16 protein-coding genes and 1 pseudogene are annotated in these 15,539 nt (G+C 64.7%); 4 read left to right on the top strand and 13 right to left on the bottom strand.

Annotated features, from left to right (window positions below):
• Positions 1-109 precede the first annotated feature (109 nt).
• The gene (locus AB3K92_RS08110; RefSeq protein ID WP_226281702.1) at positions 110-994 is read right to left on the bottom strand and encodes a metal-dependent hydrolase; all 885 of its coding nucleotides are present in this window, start codon (positions 992-994) and stop codon (positions 110-112) included.
• A gap of 179 nt (positions 995-1,173) precedes the next feature.
• Between AB3K92_RS08110 and AB3K92_RS08105 the strand changes: the two genes are divergently transcribed.
• Genes AB3K92_RS08105 through AB3K92_RS08095 form a run of 3 tightly spaced genes read left to right on the top strand, consistent with a single transcriptional unit; the run spans position 1,174 to position 4,752 of the window.
• A complete protein-coding gene (locus AB3K92_RS08105) occupies positions 1,174-2,043 on the top strand; it encodes a fatty acid desaturase (protein ID WP_230953725.1) in 870 nt (289 codons plus the stop codon).
• Positions 2,044-2,056: 13 nt separating this feature from the next.
• Complete coding sequence (locus tag AB3K92_RS08100; RefSeq protein ID WP_369464776.1) at positions 2,057-3,637, top strand: GH3 auxin-responsive promoter family protein; 1,581 nt, start codon at positions 2,057-2,059, stop codon at positions 3,635-3,637.
• The gene (locus AB3K92_RS08095; RefSeq protein WP_369464775.1) at positions 3,631-4,752 is read left to right on the top strand and encodes a Rieske 2Fe-2S domain-containing protein; all 1,122 of its coding nucleotides are present in this window, start codon (positions 3,631-3,633) and stop codon (positions 4,750-4,752) included. Before AB3K92_RS08100 ends, AB3K92_RS08095 begins: the two co-directional genes overlap by 7 nt.
• A 144-nt stretch (positions 4,753-4,896) precedes the next feature.
• Here AB3K92_RS08095 and AB3K92_RS08090 read toward each other — a convergent pair.
• Positions 4,897-5,049: pseudogene (locus AB3K92_RS08090) on the bottom strand (aromatic alcohol reductase); the annotation flags it as partial.
• A 28-nt stretch (positions 5,050-5,077) separates the two neighbouring features.
• Positions 5,078-5,476: a nuclear transport factor 2 family protein gene (locus tag AB3K92_RS08085; protein WP_185735145.1), complete on the bottom strand. Its 399-nt coding sequence runs from the start codon at positions 5,474-5,476 to the stop codon at positions 5,078-5,080.
• Positions 5,477-5,558: 82 nt separating this feature from the next.
• Here AB3K92_RS08085 and AB3K92_RS08080 point away from each other — a divergent pair, with 82 nt between their 5' ends.
• Positions 5,559-6,500: a LysR substrate-binding domain-containing protein gene (locus AB3K92_RS08080; RefSeq protein ID WP_059489757.1), complete on the top strand. Its 942-nt coding sequence runs from the start codon at positions 5,559-5,561 to the stop codon at positions 6,498-6,500.
• Positions 6,501-6,529: 29 nt separating this feature from the next.
• On the opposite strand, the gene AB3K92_RS08075 is transcribed toward AB3K92_RS08080, so the two are convergent.
• The 10 genes from AB3K92_RS08075 to AB3K92_RS08030 all read right to left on the bottom strand — a co-directional run bounded on the left by AB3K92_RS08075 (position 6,530) and on the right by AB3K92_RS08030 (position 15,511).
• The gene (locus AB3K92_RS08075) at positions 6,530-6,967 is read right to left on the bottom strand and encodes an Lrp/AsnC family transcriptional regulator (RefSeq protein WP_059651769.1); all 438 of its coding nucleotides are present in this window, start codon (positions 6,965-6,967) and stop codon (positions 6,530-6,532) included.
• Positions 6,964-7,893, bottom strand: a complete 930-nt coding sequence (locus tag AB3K92_RS08070; protein WP_369464774.1) for a homocysteine S-methyltransferase family protein — start codon at positions 7,891-7,893, stop codon at positions 6,964-6,966. Before AB3K92_RS08070 ends, AB3K92_RS08075 begins: the two co-directional genes overlap by 4 nt.
• Positions 7,894-7,997: 104 nt before the next feature.
• Positions 7,998-9,167, bottom strand: a complete 1,170-nt coding sequence (locus tag AB3K92_RS08065; protein ID WP_369464773.1) for a PLP-dependent aspartate aminotransferase family protein — start codon at positions 9,165-9,167, stop codon at positions 7,998-8,000.
• A gap of 43 nt (positions 9,168-9,210) precedes the next feature.
• The gene (locus tag AB3K92_RS08060; protein WP_021157540.1) at positions 9,211-9,906 is read right to left on the bottom strand and encodes an ABC transporter permease; all 696 of its coding nucleotides are present in this window, start codon (positions 9,904-9,906) and stop codon (positions 9,211-9,213) included.
• Between the two features lie 13 nt (positions 9,907-9,919).
• Complete coding sequence (locus AB3K92_RS08055; protein WP_369464772.1) at positions 9,920-10,597, bottom strand: ABC transporter permease; 678 nt, start codon at positions 10,595-10,597, stop codon at positions 9,920-9,922.
• Between the two features lie 71 nt (positions 10,598-10,668).
• The gene (locus tag AB3K92_RS08050; RefSeq protein ID WP_369464771.1) at positions 10,669-11,448 is read right to left on the bottom strand and encodes a transporter substrate-binding domain-containing protein; all 780 of its coding nucleotides are present in this window, start codon (positions 11,446-11,448) and stop codon (positions 10,669-10,671) included.
• A gap of 31 nt (positions 11,449-11,479) precedes the next feature.
• Positions 11,480-12,277 (bottom strand): ABC transporter ATP-binding protein, encoded by a 798-nt coding sequence (locus AB3K92_RS08045; RefSeq protein ID WP_021157537.1) that lies wholly within the window; start codon positions 12,275-12,277, stop codon positions 11,480-11,482.
• Between the two features lie 78 nt (positions 12,278-12,355).
• Positions 12,356-13,786: an aldehyde dehydrogenase family protein gene (locus tag AB3K92_RS08040; protein WP_369464770.1), complete on the bottom strand. Its 1,431-nt coding sequence runs from the start codon at positions 13,784-13,786 to the stop codon at positions 12,356-12,358.
• Complete coding sequence (locus AB3K92_RS08035; RefSeq protein WP_042973579.1) at positions 13,783-14,862, bottom strand: homoserine dehydrogenase; 1,080 nt, start codon at positions 14,860-14,862, stop codon at positions 13,783-13,785. Before AB3K92_RS08035 ends, AB3K92_RS08040 begins: the two co-directional genes overlap by 4 nt.
• A 151-nt stretch (positions 14,863-15,013) precedes the next feature.
• Positions 15,014-15,511, bottom strand: a complete 498-nt coding sequence (locus tag AB3K92_RS08030; RefSeq protein WP_048021211.1) for an Lrp/AsnC family transcriptional regulator — start codon at positions 15,509-15,511, stop codon at positions 15,014-15,016.
• Positions 15,512-15,539: the final 28 nt, after the last annotated feature.

Here is a 15,539-nt window from a genome sequence, read left to right as displayed (position 1 = left end):
AAGCGCCCGGTCCAGTCGATTGCTGCGGGCGCCGGTTCGAACGGCGTCGATGGGTAGTGTTGCCGCCACTCGTCGAAGCCGGACGGCGACCATGCCGGACGCCGTGCGTTCATGCCGGCTCCGTTGTCACGCCATCGGCAGCGAGTGCCGCACGGGCAGCAGCCAGCGTGGCCGGATCCCCGATTCGCGCAGGGTGAAAACGCGGCGAGAACCAAACCAGCCACGCGGGCAGCACGCGGGTGACGATGCCCGGCGCGCCGAACAGCCACCAGCCAAGCTGTGCCCAGCTTCGCCAATTGCCGGCGCCGCGGTCGGCACGCGCGAGACGAACGATGAAATAGCCCAGATCGACGATGAAGCATGCCGTGACGCCGAGCATCGCCGCCGTCCGTATGAAATAGCGCTTGATCGCGCCGCCGCCGCAAGCGCGAAATACGTCGAACGCGACGGCCTTGTGTTCGGTTTCCTCGATCGCATGCCATCGCCAGATCGCGGCCATCGACGGGTCGACGCCATCAAGAATGGCCGGATCGCGCAACAGCAGATCGGCCAGAATGGCCGTGTAGTGCTCAAGACATGCCGTGAAGGTCAATTGAAGCAGCGGCGACGCGACACGCCGGCATTGTTGCTGCCGTCTCCGCATGAGCGCCTCGAGTGCGTCGACCGGCATGCCCTGGCGAGCCAGGCGCCGGTTATACGCGCGATGCTCGCGGATGTGGGCGGCTTCCTGGTACAGGAAAGCATCCACTTGAGCGGCGAGTGTGCCATCGACCGGCAGCGCGTCGCGGTACTGCCTCACGCTATCGACAAAGAACTTTTCGCCGAGCGGAAACATGATCGAGAACGCGTCGAAAAAGCGCGTCACGAGGCGTTTGTCGCGATACCAATAGCGCGGAATGTGGTCGGCAAAACAAAAACGCGGATTGCGCCGACGGATGTCTGCCGCGTCGTTGCAGCGCTCATGCATGGAATCGTCGGTTCGTTTGGCGGACATGGTCGCGGTCGATCGTGGCGTAACGCGCAAGATCAGCGCAGGCGGGCGTATTGTTCGATGATGGCGATCGAAGGTATGCTCTGCGTCGCCGCCACCATCCCTGTCCGAATTGTATGTTCGTTGCCAATGCAAGCGCCATAGATAAATGTTCGCGACGGTTCGATCGGCTGAATCTCTGCGTGCTCGCGCTGCAGAGCGTTGCATGGGCCGGCATCCTGACGTGGCTGTCGCACGGTACGAGCCCCTTGCGCTGGGTGTCGCTCGTACCGTTCTGCCTGATCATGCAAGGTGTGTTTTCGATGATGCACGAAACTTTCCACGGTTTCGGGCATCGGCGCGGAGCAGTCAACTACCTGATGATGTGGTGGGCATCGGCGATGTTCGGCGCGGCCGCAACGCTGATCCACGTGAATCATCTCGGCCACCACGTGCGGAATCGAACGCTCGCGGAGCGGGTGGACTTCGTCGAGCCGGACGCTTCGCTGTGGCGCAAGCGAATCGAATACTACGCGGCGATCGTCGGCGGCATCTGGTTCGCGAGTTTCGCGGGCAGCTTCGTCCTGGCCGTGCTTCCGAGTCGCGTCCCGTATGGCTGGGCGAAGTACGGACGCGACAACACGTATGCCGCCGCGTTCAAAGACTTCGACCAGGCCGATTTTCGACGAATTCGCTACGAAACCCTCGCAGGCGTGGCCGCGTGGATCGCACTGGGCGCATTGCTGGACTGGCGCGTGCTCGATATCGCGCTTGCCTATCTCGCATTCGCGTTTTCGTGGTCGTCGCTCCAATGGGTGTATCACATGCACACGCCGCTCGACGTTGTCGAGGGCACATACAACATGCGCGCCCCCACACTGATCCGCTGGGCATTCCTCAACTTCAACTACAACCTGACGCATCACCGGCATCCGAGCTTGCGCTGGCAGGAGCTTCATGCCTGCTCCGACGCGGCGGAGACGCGACCGCTGTGGTACGGTTGGCTGCATGTGTTCGACGCGCCCCGGCGCTTGCCCGGCGATCTGACACAGCTCGAAAAGACCTATTTCTGACGAGAGGATGCACGTGCGTGCACAAGATGCGTGGGCCGCGTTTAGCGCTGCTGCAGAACCCTTCCGTCACGCGTGGCTCACCGCGCTCGATGCGCCGGGCGACGCGCAGGCAACCGTTCTGTCACGCTTGCTCGCCGCGAATCGGAACACGGCGTTCGGCATGGCCAACGGGTTTGCCGATATCGCGGATCCGGCACAATTTCGCGAGCGCGTGCCGGCTACCTCCTACGCCGGCATGTCCCGATGGATCGATCGTGCCCTCCAGGAGTCCGCTCCGATCCTGACCGACCAGGCGCCACGCTTCTTCGAGCGCACCAGCGGCGGCAGCGAGCAGCAAAAGCTCATTCCCTATACGCCAGCCTTTCTCGAAGAATTGCAGTTCGCGCTGATCGTCTGGCTCGCCGATCTGCATCGCACCGTGCCCGGCGTCGCGGCCGGGCGCGCGTACTGGTCGATGTCGCCGCCAATGCAAGCGCGCGAACGCGCCCCCAACGGCATCATGATCGGATCGGACAGCGATCTCGATTACCTGGCTGGCAGCCCGCTCGTCGATCTACTGCCGACGCTCGTCGCCCCGTCGCTGTCGGGTAATGGTCGGGCGTGGCGCAACGAAACGTTACGCGCGCTTATCGCCGCCGACGATCTCGCCTTCATCAGCGTATGGAGCCCGACCTTCCTGACCAGTCTGCTTCGTCCGCTGTTCGACCACGCCGAGCCGCAGCGCCGCGATACGCTCACCTTCCTGTTCGATTCGCTGCCGTCGATCCGTATGGCAGCGCTGCGACGCGCACTCGACGATGGCCACTGCGGCCGGCTGTGGCCGCAGCTCGCGGCAGTGAGTTGCTGGATGGACGGTCCAAGCAAAGGCTACGCCACTCATGCCCGCACCTTGTTTCCGCAGGCGGCATGGCTTCCGAAAGGCTTGTTTTCCACCGAGGCGGTGGTCAGCCTGCCGTTCGGCGATACGACCGGCTGTCCCCTCGCCGTCTGCAGCCACTTCCTGGAGTTTCTGTTCGACGACGGAACCGCGATTGGCGTCGAAGAACTGAAGCCGGGCGATACGGCCGAGGTCGTCGTGACGACGGGAGGCGGCCTGTACCGCTATCGGCTCGGCGATCGGGTCCGTGTGACCGGATATGCGGGACGGACACCATGCGTGGCCTTCGTCGGGCGGGCTGGCACGCAAAGCGATCTGGTCGGTGAAAAGCTGGACGAAGCCTATCTGGCTGCGTCGCTTTCCGACGTGCTGCAACCGGGCGATGAAGGTTGCGTGATTCCGTGCGCCGACGCGGATCCGCCCCATTACCTGCTGTTGCTTGCCAGCGGTACGCAGGACGTCGCCGCCTTGCGCGATGCGCTGGAACAGGCTCTCGCCCGCGCTTTTCACTACCGGCACGCACGCACGGTCGGCCAGCTCGGCCCGTTGCGCGCGGTTCGCGTGCCCGGAGGCGCCGCCCAGCTGGCGGATCTCGTCCAGCGAGCCCACGAGCGTGCAGGCATCCGCGCCGGCGATGTCAAACCCCGCGCCCTGGTGGCCAAGCCCGCCGTGGCGAACGCACTCCGCGCCTTCATCGAGAACACGTGCACATGTTGAACATATCGATCGCATCGACGCATCCCCCTTGCGACGAATCCGTGCCGGACGCCGATGGCGAAGCCTTCGGCGCGCTGGTCGAGCAATGGTACGTCGCGGGCACCGAAGCCGACGTCAAGCGCGACAAGCCGTTCGGCACGCGGGTACTCGGCCTCGGCATCGTGCTGTTCCGGACGGCCGGCGGCGAGATCGTCGCGCTCGTCGATCAATGCGTGCATCGCGGCACCCGGTTGTCGGCCGGGAAGGTCATCGACGGCTGCCTCGTCTGTCCGTATCACGGCTGGCATTATGACCAGCACGGCAGCGTCACCCGAATTCCCAGCATCGACGGCGCGAGCGCCGCACCGCCCGGTACGACCTACCCGTATCGTCAGCGCAGGTTACCGGTGCTGACTCGGCATGGCCTCGTCTGGGTCTATCGCGGGCGAGACGATCCAGCGCTGAAGCGGCCGTTCGACATGCCGCACTACGGCGAACGGCCGTGGCAGTCGTACTACATGGTCAATACGTTCGATGGCGACCTCGGTGCGCTGGTCGAGAACTTCATGGACGTCCCGCATACGGTGTTCGTGCACGACCGGATCTTCCGCTCATCCACCGGACGGCGACTACGGGCATCCGTCGAACTCAAGCAGCAGAGCGTCGAGGTCACGTATCACGATGACGGCGACAAGATCGGCATGCTGGACTGGCTGACCAATCCGTCCGGGGAACCGCTTCGGCATACCGATCATTTTTATGTACCGAACGTCACGCGGTGCGACTATCACTGGGGCAGCCGATCGAGTTTTCTGATCGTCAGCCAGATCACGCCGCTCGACACGCGTCGATCGCGTGTCTATACGTACATCGCCTATCGCTTTGCGTTGCCGGCTGCGGTTCTGCGTGCGCTGAAACCGCTGCTGCACCTCTACACGCATTCCGTGATCCAGCAAGACGTGCGAATCATGCGTGCGCACCGCGAGGGACTCGACAACGCCGCAGGCTTCACCCCGTCGAGCGTGCGCGCCGATGTGGTCCACATTGCGATCGGCCGGTTGTTGGCCGCGGCGCAGCGTGGCGAGCCGTTGCCCGATGCCCAATGCGGCACGAAGCCGATGGAATTCGTGATCTGAGCATCACGGGCACGATCGGGCGAGGCCGGCCCGGCTTGACCGGCGCACCCCTAAGTGCCCGTATTTCCGTTAGCCGCCGGTCTGATCCTGGCTCGCGATCAGGCGTGCTCCGCATGCCAGCAAGTCGCCGTCGCAGGCGGCAACTTGCCCATGAGCAAAAGCCACACGATACTTGCGCATCATATTGTTCGCGTCGCGCGCCAGCTCGTCCAGCAAATACTGCTCGCTCCACACCGAACGGCTGAACGGCCGGCCGAGGCCCGCTTGCAGCTTGTCGGCAACCTCCCCATAAATCAGCCTTCGGTATTGCGCGACATCGATTCCGCTACGCGTACTTGTCGCCGACCGTACTACGAATCGGATGAGTGTCGTAGACGATGATCATCCGTTCGATGCGCCCCGCGATGTCGAACTCGAACACGTCGACGCACTCGAAGCGCGCCGCCGATCCGTCTTTCAGGCCCCAGTCGTAGATGAAATAACCTGTTGCACGTCGAGCCCCGCTCGCGCTGACGCAGATATCGATCGGTGTAATCTTGCTTTCTCCCGACGCGGCAGCGACCTTCGAAAAGAAGGGCTCAGGGTGCATCCAGCCGAGAAATGGCGAGAAAATCTGCGCGTCCGGCGTAAATAGCGCGCAGATGGCACCGACATCGCCTCGCTCCAGTTCCCGAAGGTACGCGCGAACCTGTTCCGTATATAGTGATCCCGACGTTGAGTCCAAGATTATCCTCCGATCATTCGTCGACAACCCCGTTCATTCGCAAGAACAGGGCATCCGGTAGACGCACGATAGCGACGCACCGATGACCGAACAATCGAAAAATATGCAATCCGGGTATGCAGCGCATGCATATCCGCTGGCTGACCTGACGCGGCCCCTCCCACCGCTGGCAGCGATTCAGTCATTCGTCGCCGCGGCGCAGCTTGGCAGCGTCAGCAAGGCCGCGGCTCATCTATGCCGTACGCAAGGCGCGGTGAGCCGCCAGATACAGCAGCTGGAAACGCATTATCGATGCGCGCTCTTTGTGCGCCATGTATCGGGGCTGACGTTGACGGCGGAAGGAAATGGACTGCTGACGGTCGCGGTCAACGTGCTCACGCAATTGGTTCAGCACGCGGACATCCATGCACGGACGACCTCGGTTCTCACCTTGACGTTGCCGTCCACGTTCGCCATTCGCTGGTTGCTCCCGCGGCTGCCGGACATTCATCGCGCCATGAGCGGGACGGAGCTTCGTATTTCGACATCCGCGGACGATACGCCAGATTTCACTACGTCCGACGTCGATGCCATCATTGTGCGAGGCACGGGACAGTGGACCGGTATGGAAGCGCTACCGCTGTTTTCCGAGACGCTCACGCCGATGTGCGCGCCCGCATTGGCAACATCACTGCGATCCGTTGCCGATCTTGCGCATGTCGATTTGCTCCATCCCGGGCCCAGCCACGCGGAGTGGAGATGCTGGCTCGATCATGTTGGGGCGCTCCAGATCGATGCGGACCGTGGACTTGTATTCGATACCCTCGAATTGACGCTCGCGGCATCGGCGGAAGGACACGGAATTGCAATCGGCGACCCACGAATGGCACGAGACCGACTCCGAGCCGGATCGCTGGTGACGCCGTTTGAGGAGGTGGTTCACGACGGCCTTTCCTACTTCCTCGTATATCCGTCCCAACGTGCGGCACAACCGAAAATTCGAGCCCTCGCCGACATCTTGCTGCGGCTTGCGCGAGAAGACTGACCTGCTCTTTTCCCGTCGCGCCGGTTTGGTCAACGCTTGTGGACAACCGAATCGAGCACGAAGCTGGTCGTCATGTTCTGCACACCGTCCATCGCACTGATCGTGGCCCAGATGTCGCTGATGCGCTCGTGTGTGGCGGCCTCTATCTGTACGAGCAAATCGACTTCGCCGCTGAGCACCGCGCAATCGCGCACCTCGGCGATCCGCTCGAGTGCGGCCAGCACGTCCGCACCGCGCATCCGGTCCTTGCGATACACAAGCATCACGGCGCGCACCGGCACGACATCGTCGGGCAATGCGAGCCGCACCGTATAGCCTGCAATGATGTTCAGCGCTTCGAGCCGGTCGATCCGGTTCCGGACCGCCTGCCTGGACAGACCGATCCTGTCGGCCAGCACCGCGAGCGGAATCCGCGCATCGGCACACAACGCGTCGATTATCTTCTGGTCCAGGCCGTCGATCTTCATTCGCCGAACCCGGTATGCCGGGTGCCGCGTGCATCGACCGCGTCGCGTAATGCCGCGATGTGGTCGGGGCCGATTCCGCAGCATCCGCCGACGATCTGCGCGCCCAGCGCAAGCCACTGCTCCGCCCATCTTGCATAGCCGGGCGGATCGATGTCGCCGCGCAAGCCGTGGAGTTCCTCGTTCGCACGCGCATCGGCGCGCTGAGGCGGAAACGCGTTCGCATACGCACCGATCACGAGCGACGTTCCCATTCGCGCAAGCGTGCGCTGTACTGTCTCGATCGCCGCACCCATCGCCTCCGGCTGGCTGCAATTGAACAGCAGCGCGGTCGCGCGCGCGGACACGGCGGCGTCGATCGCTTCGTCGAGCGTCTGCCCCGATCGCAATACCGGCGTGGCGCCTGCTTCGACGTCATCGCGCAGCGTGAACGAGACCCAGAGCGGCTTCGGATTCTCACCCAGCGCTCGCCGGACCGCGCCGATCTCGTCGGTCAGGCTCTGCGTCTCGGCCAGCCACAGGTCGACGTAGGGATCGAGCCCATCGACGAGCGTCGCCAAGATGGCATCGGCGCGCGCCGCGTCGAACAGGTCGGGGCGGTAGGAACCGCCCGTCGGCGGAAGCGATCCTGCAACGCGCACGGGCCGCCCTGCGCGGTCCGCCGCTTGCCGCGCGAGTTGCCCGGCAAGGGCCGCGAGCGCGGCTCCGTCGCGACGGAATCGCTCGTCGCCGATATGGAACGGCACGACCGCATAGCTGTTCGCGGTGATCACGTCGGCACCCGCCGCGACGAATGCGTCGTGCGCAAGGCCGACGTAATGGGGCGCTTCCATCAGCGCGAGCGCCGACCACTCCGGCTGCCTGAACGGCGCTCCCATCCGCGCCAGTTCGCGCCCCATGCCGCCGTCGAGTACTGTGATGTCATGCATAGTCCGTGCTCCGTCGTTGCAATCCGCGCATCTCGTGCCCGAATCGATTCAAAGGTCGGCGCGACGCGCGCGAGTCGTCGATCGAGCGTGCGCGCTGGTCCGTGTCAGATCTGCTCCAATGCTTGCGCGACATCGCTTTTCAGGTCGTCGATGTGCTCGATGCCGACCGAATAGCGGATGAAATTGAGCGGAATGTCGGCAGCGCGCATTTGCTCCGCCGACATCGTGCCCGCCCACATGGATGCCGTATGGATCGCGAGCGAATCGACGCCGCCGAGATTGCCTGCATTCAGGGGCAAGCGCAGCGCCTCGACAAAGCGCTGCGCTTCGCCGTAGCCTCCCCGCACGCCGAACGCCACCACACCGCCGAAGCCGCGCATCTGCCGGCACGCCAGACCATGCTGCGGATGGCTGCGCAGGCCCGGATAAAACACGCGTTCGACCTTCGCGTGCGCTTCGAGGAATTCGGCGAGCGCCTGGGCGTTCGCGTTGATCCGCTCAACCCGCATCGGCAGCGTGCGCAGCCCGCGCAGCAGCAGCCACGCGTCCATCGGCGACAGCACCGAGCCGAGCGTGATGTGCGTATGCCAGATCTGCTCGGCGAGCACGCGGCTCGTACAGATCACGCCGCCGGTCAGGTCGTGATGGCCGCCCAGATACTTGGTCGCGCTGTGCACGACGATGTCGACCCCGAGCCGGTGCGGCTGCTGGTTGACCGGCGAAGCGAACGTGTTGTCCGCGAGCGTCAGGATGCCGCGCGCCCTTGCGATTTCCGTCACCGCGGCGATGTCGGTCACGAGCAGCAGCGGATTGACCGGCGACTCGAGCACGATCAGCCGCGTGTTCGGCCGGATCGCACGATCGAACGCGCCCACGTCGGTCTGGTCGACGAACGTCACCTCGACGCCGAACCGGCGCAGCATGTCGTCGAGCATTTTCGTAGTGCTCATGTAATGACGCGTCTGGCCGACGACGTGATCGCCGGCCTTCACGACACTGAGGATCGCGGTCGCGATCGCGCCCATTCCGGATGCGGTGACGAGCGCGGTCTCGGTGCCTTCGAGCTCCGCCATGACCGCCTTCACGCGCTCGTGAACCGGATTGCCGTAGCGGGTGTAGTTGCGCGGATGCTGCGGCACGCTCGACATCTCCGCAAACTCCTCGCTGCCGGCTGCCTTGAACACCGCCGAATAGTGAATCGCCGGCGCGACCGACTTCTCGTCGGTCACGTCGCGGTCCGCAGCCAGCGCCAGCGTTTCAAGCTTGTATCCCATGTCGTCCTCGGATCGTTCGTTGTGTCGCGTTATGCAGCGTCCGTCACGCACGCGCGCTGCCCAGATGGCGATTCAGCAGACCTTCGACACGTTTGAGCACGGTCGAAAGTACCGCAGTGATACCGACGTACACGATGCCGGCCAGCATCAGCGCGTCGGTCGTATAGGTTTCGATGGAGATGCGGCGCGCGACACCGGTCAGGTCGAGCACGGTGATCGTGCTGGCCAGCGCGGTCGACTTCAGTTGCAGCACGATCTCGTTGCCGAGCGTCGGTGCGACGATGCCGATCGCGCGCGGCACGATCACGAACCAGGTGAGCATGAAGCGGCTCATCCCGAACGCGAGCGCGGCTTCCTTCTCGCCGGCGGGGACGCCGGCAATCCCGCCCCGGATGTCTTCCGCCATGTACGCCGCCAGATTGAGCGTCAGCGCGCACAACGCACACGAGAACGATCCGCCGACCAGCAGCCACAGAGGCGACGCACGCACGACCGAGAACTGCGCAAGCCCGTAATACAGCACGAAAATCTGCACCAGCAGCGGCGTGCCGCGAAACACCGACATGAACAGGCGGCTCGGTGTCGACAGCCACGGGCGTGCCGACGTGCGCGCGACCGCCAGCGGCACCGCAAGCGCGAATGCAAGCGTGCACGACAGCACCAGCAGTTCGAGCGTGATCCATATGCCGCGCGCGATATCCGGGCCGGACTGCACGATGAGGGAAAGAAAGTCGTTCATCGCATGGCCCTCCTCAGGTGCGTTTTGCGTAACCGCGGCCCGCGATGCGCTCGAGCCACGCGAACACGGGGTTGGATGCGGCGAGAAAGCCGAAATAGACGATGCCGACCGTCACGTAGAAGACGAATGGCTGCTTGGTGAACTGCGCGGCGATGTTGGCCTTGCGCAGCATGTCCTCGAGCCCGACGATCGACACCAGCGAGGTGTCCTTCAGCAGGTTCTGCCACATGTTGTTCAGGCTCGGCAGGCAGATGCGCCACGCCTGCGGCAGGCGCACATGCCACAGTGTCTGCGCGCGTGTCATTCCATACGCGCGCGCCGCCTCGATCTGTCCGGCCGGCACCGCGACGAACGCGCCGCGGAACATCTCCGACGCGTAGGCGCCGAACACCACGGCGAGCGCGATCACGCCGGCGGAAAACGGGCTGATGACGATGGCGCCATCGAATTGCGCGTTGAGCAGATGCGACAGCCCGAAGTAGCAGATCAGCAGGATCAGGAACTCGGGAATGCCGCGCAGGAAATTGGTCAGCGCATAGGTCGCATGTCTGAGCCACCCCAGGCTCGACAGCTTTGCCGATGCGCCGGCGATGCCGAGCAGCATGCCGACGCACAGCGCGGCGACCGCGAGCTCCAGCGTGACGAGCGCGCCAGCCGCGATCTGCGCGCCGTAGTTCACCAAGATGTCCATCGTTATATCGCTCCTTGTGAGCCCGATTCGCGCGGGCCGCCGTCCGGCGACCGCGCGGCCCCGATGCGCGGTTATTGCGGCGCGATGCTGAACGGGAAATAGCGCGTGTTGGCTGCGGCGAACGTGCCGTCCGCCTGCACCTGCGCGATGCCCTTGTCGAACAGCGCCTTCAGCGGCGCGTCGCCCTTGCGTACCGCGATCGCCGTACCGTCGCCGAAGATCTCCGCATCGGCGATCGGCTTGCCGACGAAGTCGAAGCCTTCCTTCCTGCCGGCCTTCGTCAGCCAGTCGTACGCGACCGTGTTGTCGGCGAACACCGCATCGACGCGCCCGGCCTCGAGATCGAGCCAGGCCTCGTCGAGCGTCTGATAGACCTTCACGTTGACTCCCGACTTGCCTGCCGGCAGGCGGCGGCGCAGATAGGATTCGTGCGTCGAGGCCGTCTGAACGCCGATCGTCTTGCCGCGCAACGTGGCGGCGTTGTCCGTGATGCCCGAGCCCTGCTTCGCGACGAGCTGCACGGGTGCCGTCGTGAAAATGCGCGTGAAGTCCACCGACTGCTCGCGCTCCGGCGTCTTCGACATCTGCGCGAGCACCGCATCGATCTGTTTCGCCTTGAGCGCCGGAATCAGCGCGTCGAAATCCATCGTCACCCACTGGCACTTGACCTTCATCGTGTCGCACATCTTCTTGCCGATGTCGATCTCCATGCCCTGCAGCTTGCCGGATGCATCCTTGTATTCGAACGGCGCGTAATCGGCGAGCGTACCGATCCGCACGACCTGCTCGGCATGCGCGACCGATCCGAGCAATGCCGCGCCCACGCACAGCGACTGAAGCAGCTTCTTCATGGTTTCCTCTCCCGTTGACAACGAATCCGCATCAGATGATGCTGGACAGAAACTTCTGGAAACGCGGCGATTTCTGGCTCGCGAACACCTCATCGGGACTGCCGTCTTCCTCGATTCTTCCCTGGTGGACGAACACGACGCGGTTCGCCACTTCGCGCGCAAATCCCATCTCGTGCGTGACGACGAGCATCGTGCGTCCCTCGTCGGCCAGCGAGCGCATCACCTTCAATACTTCGCCGACGAGCTCGGGATCGAGCGCGGACGTCGGCTCGTCGAACAGCATCACATCGGGGTCGGTCGCGAGTGCACGTGCAATCGCGACGCGCTGCTGCTGGCCGCCCGACAGCTGGTTCGGATAGTGTTCACACTTGCCGGCGAGCCCGACCCGTTCGAGCATCGCGATCGCCTTGTCGCGTGCGTCGCGCTTCGGCACGCCGAGCACGCGCGCCGGCACGAACATCACGTTCTGCAGCACGGTCATGTGCGCCCAGAGATTGAACTGCTGGAACACCATCGCGAGCTTGCGACGCACACGCATCACCTGCTGAGCGTCGGCCGCGACGAGCGCGCCGTCGCGGCCCGCCGGCTTCAGCGCGAGCGTTTCGCCGTTCACGCAGATCCGGCCGCGGTCGGGCATTTCCAGCAGGTTGATGCATCTGAGGAACGTACTCTTGCCCGACCCGCTGCTGCCGAGGATCGATACGACCTCGTGATTCCTCGCGGTCAGCGAGATGCCCTTCAGCACCTCGACACCGCCGAACGACTTGTGAATATCCTCGACCACCAGCGCGTCCGCCGCCGGTTTGCATGCAGGAATTGCTGCTGGCATCCTCGACTCCTTCTTCGATACGTTGCTCACCACACCGCTCCGGTTCGCGCCGGCCCGCCAGGCGCCGGCGCTTGCGCATCAGCTCGACAGCCGCCGGTTGCGCCTGAAGCACACCACCTTCGGCTGTGTCATTTCCGTCATCGCGAACCGAACGCCCTCGCGGCCCAGCGACCCATGCTTGAATCCGCCGAACGGCATGCCGTCGAAGCGGTAATCGGACGAATCGTTGATCATCACGCCGCCCGCCTGGAGTCGCTCGGCCGCGCCGAGCGCCACCTCCAGCCGGCTGGTGAACACGCCAGCATGCAGGGCGCTCTCCGACGCGTTGGCCGCGTCGAGCGCCTGCTGCAGGTCGGTGAATTTCTCGATCGTCACGACCGGCGCGAACACCTCGTCGGTCCATACACGCGTGTCGTGCGGCACATCCGCCAACACCGTCGGTTCGTACAGCGCCCCGCGCCGCCGATGGCCGGTCAGCACCGTCGCACCGCGCGACACCGCTTCGTCGACCCAGCGTTCGACGCGGATCGCCTGTTCCTCGCCGATCATCGGCCCCATGTCGGTCGCATCGTCCAGTGGATCGCCGACGACCATCCTGCCGGTCAGCTCGACGAAATACCGGACGAACGGCTCGTATGCCGCCTCGGCGACGAAGATCCGCTGCGTGCCGATGCAGTTCTGTCCCGCTGCCCAGAACGCACCCGACACGCAGGATTCGGCGGCATCCTTCAGGTCGCAGTCGGCCATGACGATCACCGGCGCATTTCCACCGAGATCCATCGCGACCTTCTTGAGCCCCGCATCGCGCGTGATGGCTTCGCCGGTCTGCGGGCCGCCGGTAAAGGTCACCATCCGGATCCGCCGGTCGCGCACCAGAGCCGACGCGATATCCGCGCCGCCATGCACGATCTGCAGCGCGTCGCGCGACGCCCCGGCTTCCCACAGAACCTCGACGAGCGCCTGCGCCGACAGCGGCGCGAGCAACGAGGGCTTCAGGATGACCGCATTGCCGGTCGCGAGCGCCGGCCCGAGCTTGTGGGCAACGAGGTTCAGCGGGTCGTTGAAGGGCGTGATCGCGAGAATCACGCCCAGCGGCTCCAGCGTGTAGTAGCCGCTGCGATCCTCGGAGCCGGGATACCCATCGAACGGGATCGTCTCGCCGGCCAGTCGCTTCGCTTCCTCGCCCGACAGGCGCAGCGTGTTCACGCAGCGCGCGACTTCCTTGCGGGCCTGCCGCAGCGGCTTGCCCGCTTCGAGCGCGATCGTGCGTGCAAATGTCTCCGCCTGTGCTTCCACGCTCGCGGCCGCGCGAAACAGGATGTCTGCCCGCCGGCTGCGTGGCAGGGTTGCGGCCGAGCGCGCGCCGTCGAGCGCGCGCTCGACAAGGGCCGGTGCCGCATCCGCAGGCGACAGTCGAACCTGGCCGACGATCGAGCCGTCATAGGGCGACCGGACATCGGCCACGCCGGCTCCCGTGCAGTCGGTCATCACCGCATCGCGCGCGCTCATGCCGCCACCTCGTGCGAGGCTGCGCCGATTCTGTCCGCGAGTTCGATCAGGTCGGAGAGGATCGCGAACGCCGTTTCCTCACGGCCGGCACCCGGCCCGCTGATCGTCACGCCGCCGAGCACGTCGGTGTCGAACGTGATCGCGTTCGTCACGCCGCTCGCGGCAAGCAGCGGATGGCCGGCAGGGAGCTTGCGCGGTTCGACGCTCGCGGTCACGGTGCCGTCCGGATGGCGGACGGCGGAACCGATCAACCGCCAGGACATACGCTCCGCCGCGGCTGCGCGCACGTCGTGCTCGGTCAATTCCACGATGCCGCGGCACGTCACGTCGCCCCGCTTGAGGCCGGCATTCCACAGCGCGTTCGCCAGAATCACGACTTTCAGCTGTACGTCCGAACCGTTGACGTCGGCCGCCGGATTCGCCTCCGCATAGCCGCGCTGCTGCGCATCCCGGATCGCCGCATCGAAGCTCGCGCCGGCCTCGACCTCACCGAGCACGTAATTCGACGTGCCGTTCAGGATGCCGGCGAAACCGTTGATGTCGCAGCCGCGCAGCGAGGTCGCGAGCTGCCGCAGCACCGGCGTGCCGCTCATCACCGTGCCCTCGTACATCACGCACGCACCCGATTGCGCGGCGATCCGCGCCAGTGCCGGCTGCGCGAGCGCGATCGGCCCCTTGTTGGTCGTGATCACGTGCTTGCCGCATTCGAGCGCGGTACGGCAATGCGACAGCGCAGGCTCGCCGGTGTTCGGATCCGTGAAGGTCGCCTCGATGACGACATCCACGTGATCCGACGCGATGGCCTTCAGCACCGCACCGAGGCCGACGTCCGGCGACACCAGCGTGCCGGGATCGCGGCGCAGCGCTTCCGCATCGACGCCCCGCCGCGCGGTTTCGTCGAGGACATCCAGCGCGATACCGCGAGGATTCGTCGCGATCCCGAGCCGCAGGTCGGCGACCATCGTCACCGATACGTCGAGTCCCGCCGCCCCGAGCATCCCGCGCTTCTTTTTGAGCAGTTCGACCAGTCCCTGATTGACTCCGCCGAAACCGACCAGTGCCAGTTTGAGTTCCATCTCGATCATCTCCTGTTCATTGACCACACGACACAGGTTAGTTATGCGAATCGATTTTCAAATTAGTCGTTTCGCGCGATTCAGATCGTCATCCATTGCGGTTTGTCATGCGGGACGGACGGATCGCCCGTTCCCGCGCGAAACAGGTACGTCAGGTGGCCGGCGGTTCGTCGTCACCGTCCTTGTCGACCGGCACGAACAGCCCGACCTTGACCGCACTCAGCACGACATTCGTGTTGATCCGGCGGATCATCGGGTTGCTCTGCATGATCCGCGCGGACAGCCGGTCGTACGCCTCGACGTCGTGCGCGGTGATGATCGCGATCAGGTCGACGGAACCGGTCACGTAGTAGATCTGCTGGATTTCGTCATGCGCCTTCGACCACTCGCGGAACCTGGCGACCGTCTCGTAGTTTTCGCGTTCGATCTCGATTGCCGCAATGAACGTCATCGGCCTGCCGACCGCCGCGCGATCGACCACCGCGATTTCCGCCGAAATGATCTTTTCGGTGCGCATGCGCTTCAGGCGCTTCTGCACGGCCGAGGTGGACAGGCCGATCCGTTCGGCAATGGCGTCCGCCGTCGCGGTGCAATCGCGCTGGACGATATTCAGGATCTTGCGGTCGAAGGAGTCGAGTGCGTCGGTCATCGCGTGGCCTGCCGGAGAACGGTTACTT

This window comes from Burkholderia sp. Bmkn7, from assembly GCF_041103175.1.
GTDB classification, from domain to species: Bacteria; Pseudomonadota; Gammaproteobacteria; order Burkholderiales; family Burkholderiaceae; genus Burkholderia; species Burkholderia cepacia.
Note: the sequence above shows the minus strand (reverse complement) of the source record. Positions and strands in the feature narration are given on the sequence as shown.

Excerpts from the sequence above, each read along its gene's own strand:
- AB3K92_RS08110 (WP_226281702.1), bottom strand. The coding sequence starts at position 994 with ATGTCCGCCAAACGAACCGACGATTCCATGCATGAGCGCTGCAACGAC.
- AB3K92_RS08095 (WP_369464775.1), top strand. The coding sequence starts at position 3,631 with ATGTTGAACATATCGATCGCATCGACGCATCCCCCTTGCGACGAATCC.
- AB3K92_RS08080 (WP_059489757.1), top strand. The coding sequence starts at position 5,559 with ATGACCGAACAATCGAAAAATATGCAATCCGGGTATGCAGCGCATGCA.
- AB3K92_RS08075 (WP_059651769.1), bottom strand. The coding sequence starts at position 6,967 with ATGAAGATCGACGGCCTGGACCAGAAGATAATCGACGCGTTGTGTGCC.
- AB3K92_RS08070 (WP_369464774.1), bottom strand. The coding sequence starts at position 7,893 with ATGCATGACATCACAGTACTCGACGGCGGCATGGGGCGCGAACTGGCG.
- AB3K92_RS08065 (WP_369464773.1), bottom strand. The coding sequence starts at position 9,167 with ATGGGATACAAGCTTGAAACGCTGGCGCTGGCTGCGGACCGCGACGTG.
- AB3K92_RS08060 (WP_021157540.1), bottom strand. The coding sequence starts at position 9,906 with ATGAACGACTTTCTTTCCCTCATCGTGCAGTCCGGCCCGGATATCGCG.
- AB3K92_RS08055 (WP_369464772.1), bottom strand. The coding sequence starts at position 10,597 with ATGGACATCTTGGTGAACTACGGCGCGCAGATCGCGGCTGGCGCGCTC.
- AB3K92_RS08050 (WP_369464771.1), bottom strand. The coding sequence starts at position 11,448 with ATGAAGAAGCTGCTTCAGTCGCTGTGCGTGGGCGCGGCATTGCTCGGA.
- AB3K92_RS08045 (WP_021157537.1), bottom strand. The coding sequence starts at position 12,277 with ATGCCAGCAGCAATTCCTGCATGCAAACCGGCGGCGGACGCGCTGGTG.
- AB3K92_RS08040 (WP_369464770.1), bottom strand. The coding sequence starts at position 13,786 with ATGAGCGCGCGCGATGCGGTGATGACCGACTGCACGGGAGCCGGCGTG.
- AB3K92_RS08035 (WP_042973579.1), bottom strand. The coding sequence starts at position 14,862 with ATGGAACTCAAACTGGCACTGGTCGGTTTCGGCGGAGTCAATCAGGGA.
- AB3K92_RS08030 (WP_048021211.1), bottom strand. The coding sequence starts at position 15,511 with ATGACCGACGCACTCGACTCCTTCGACCGCAAGATCCTGAATATCGTC.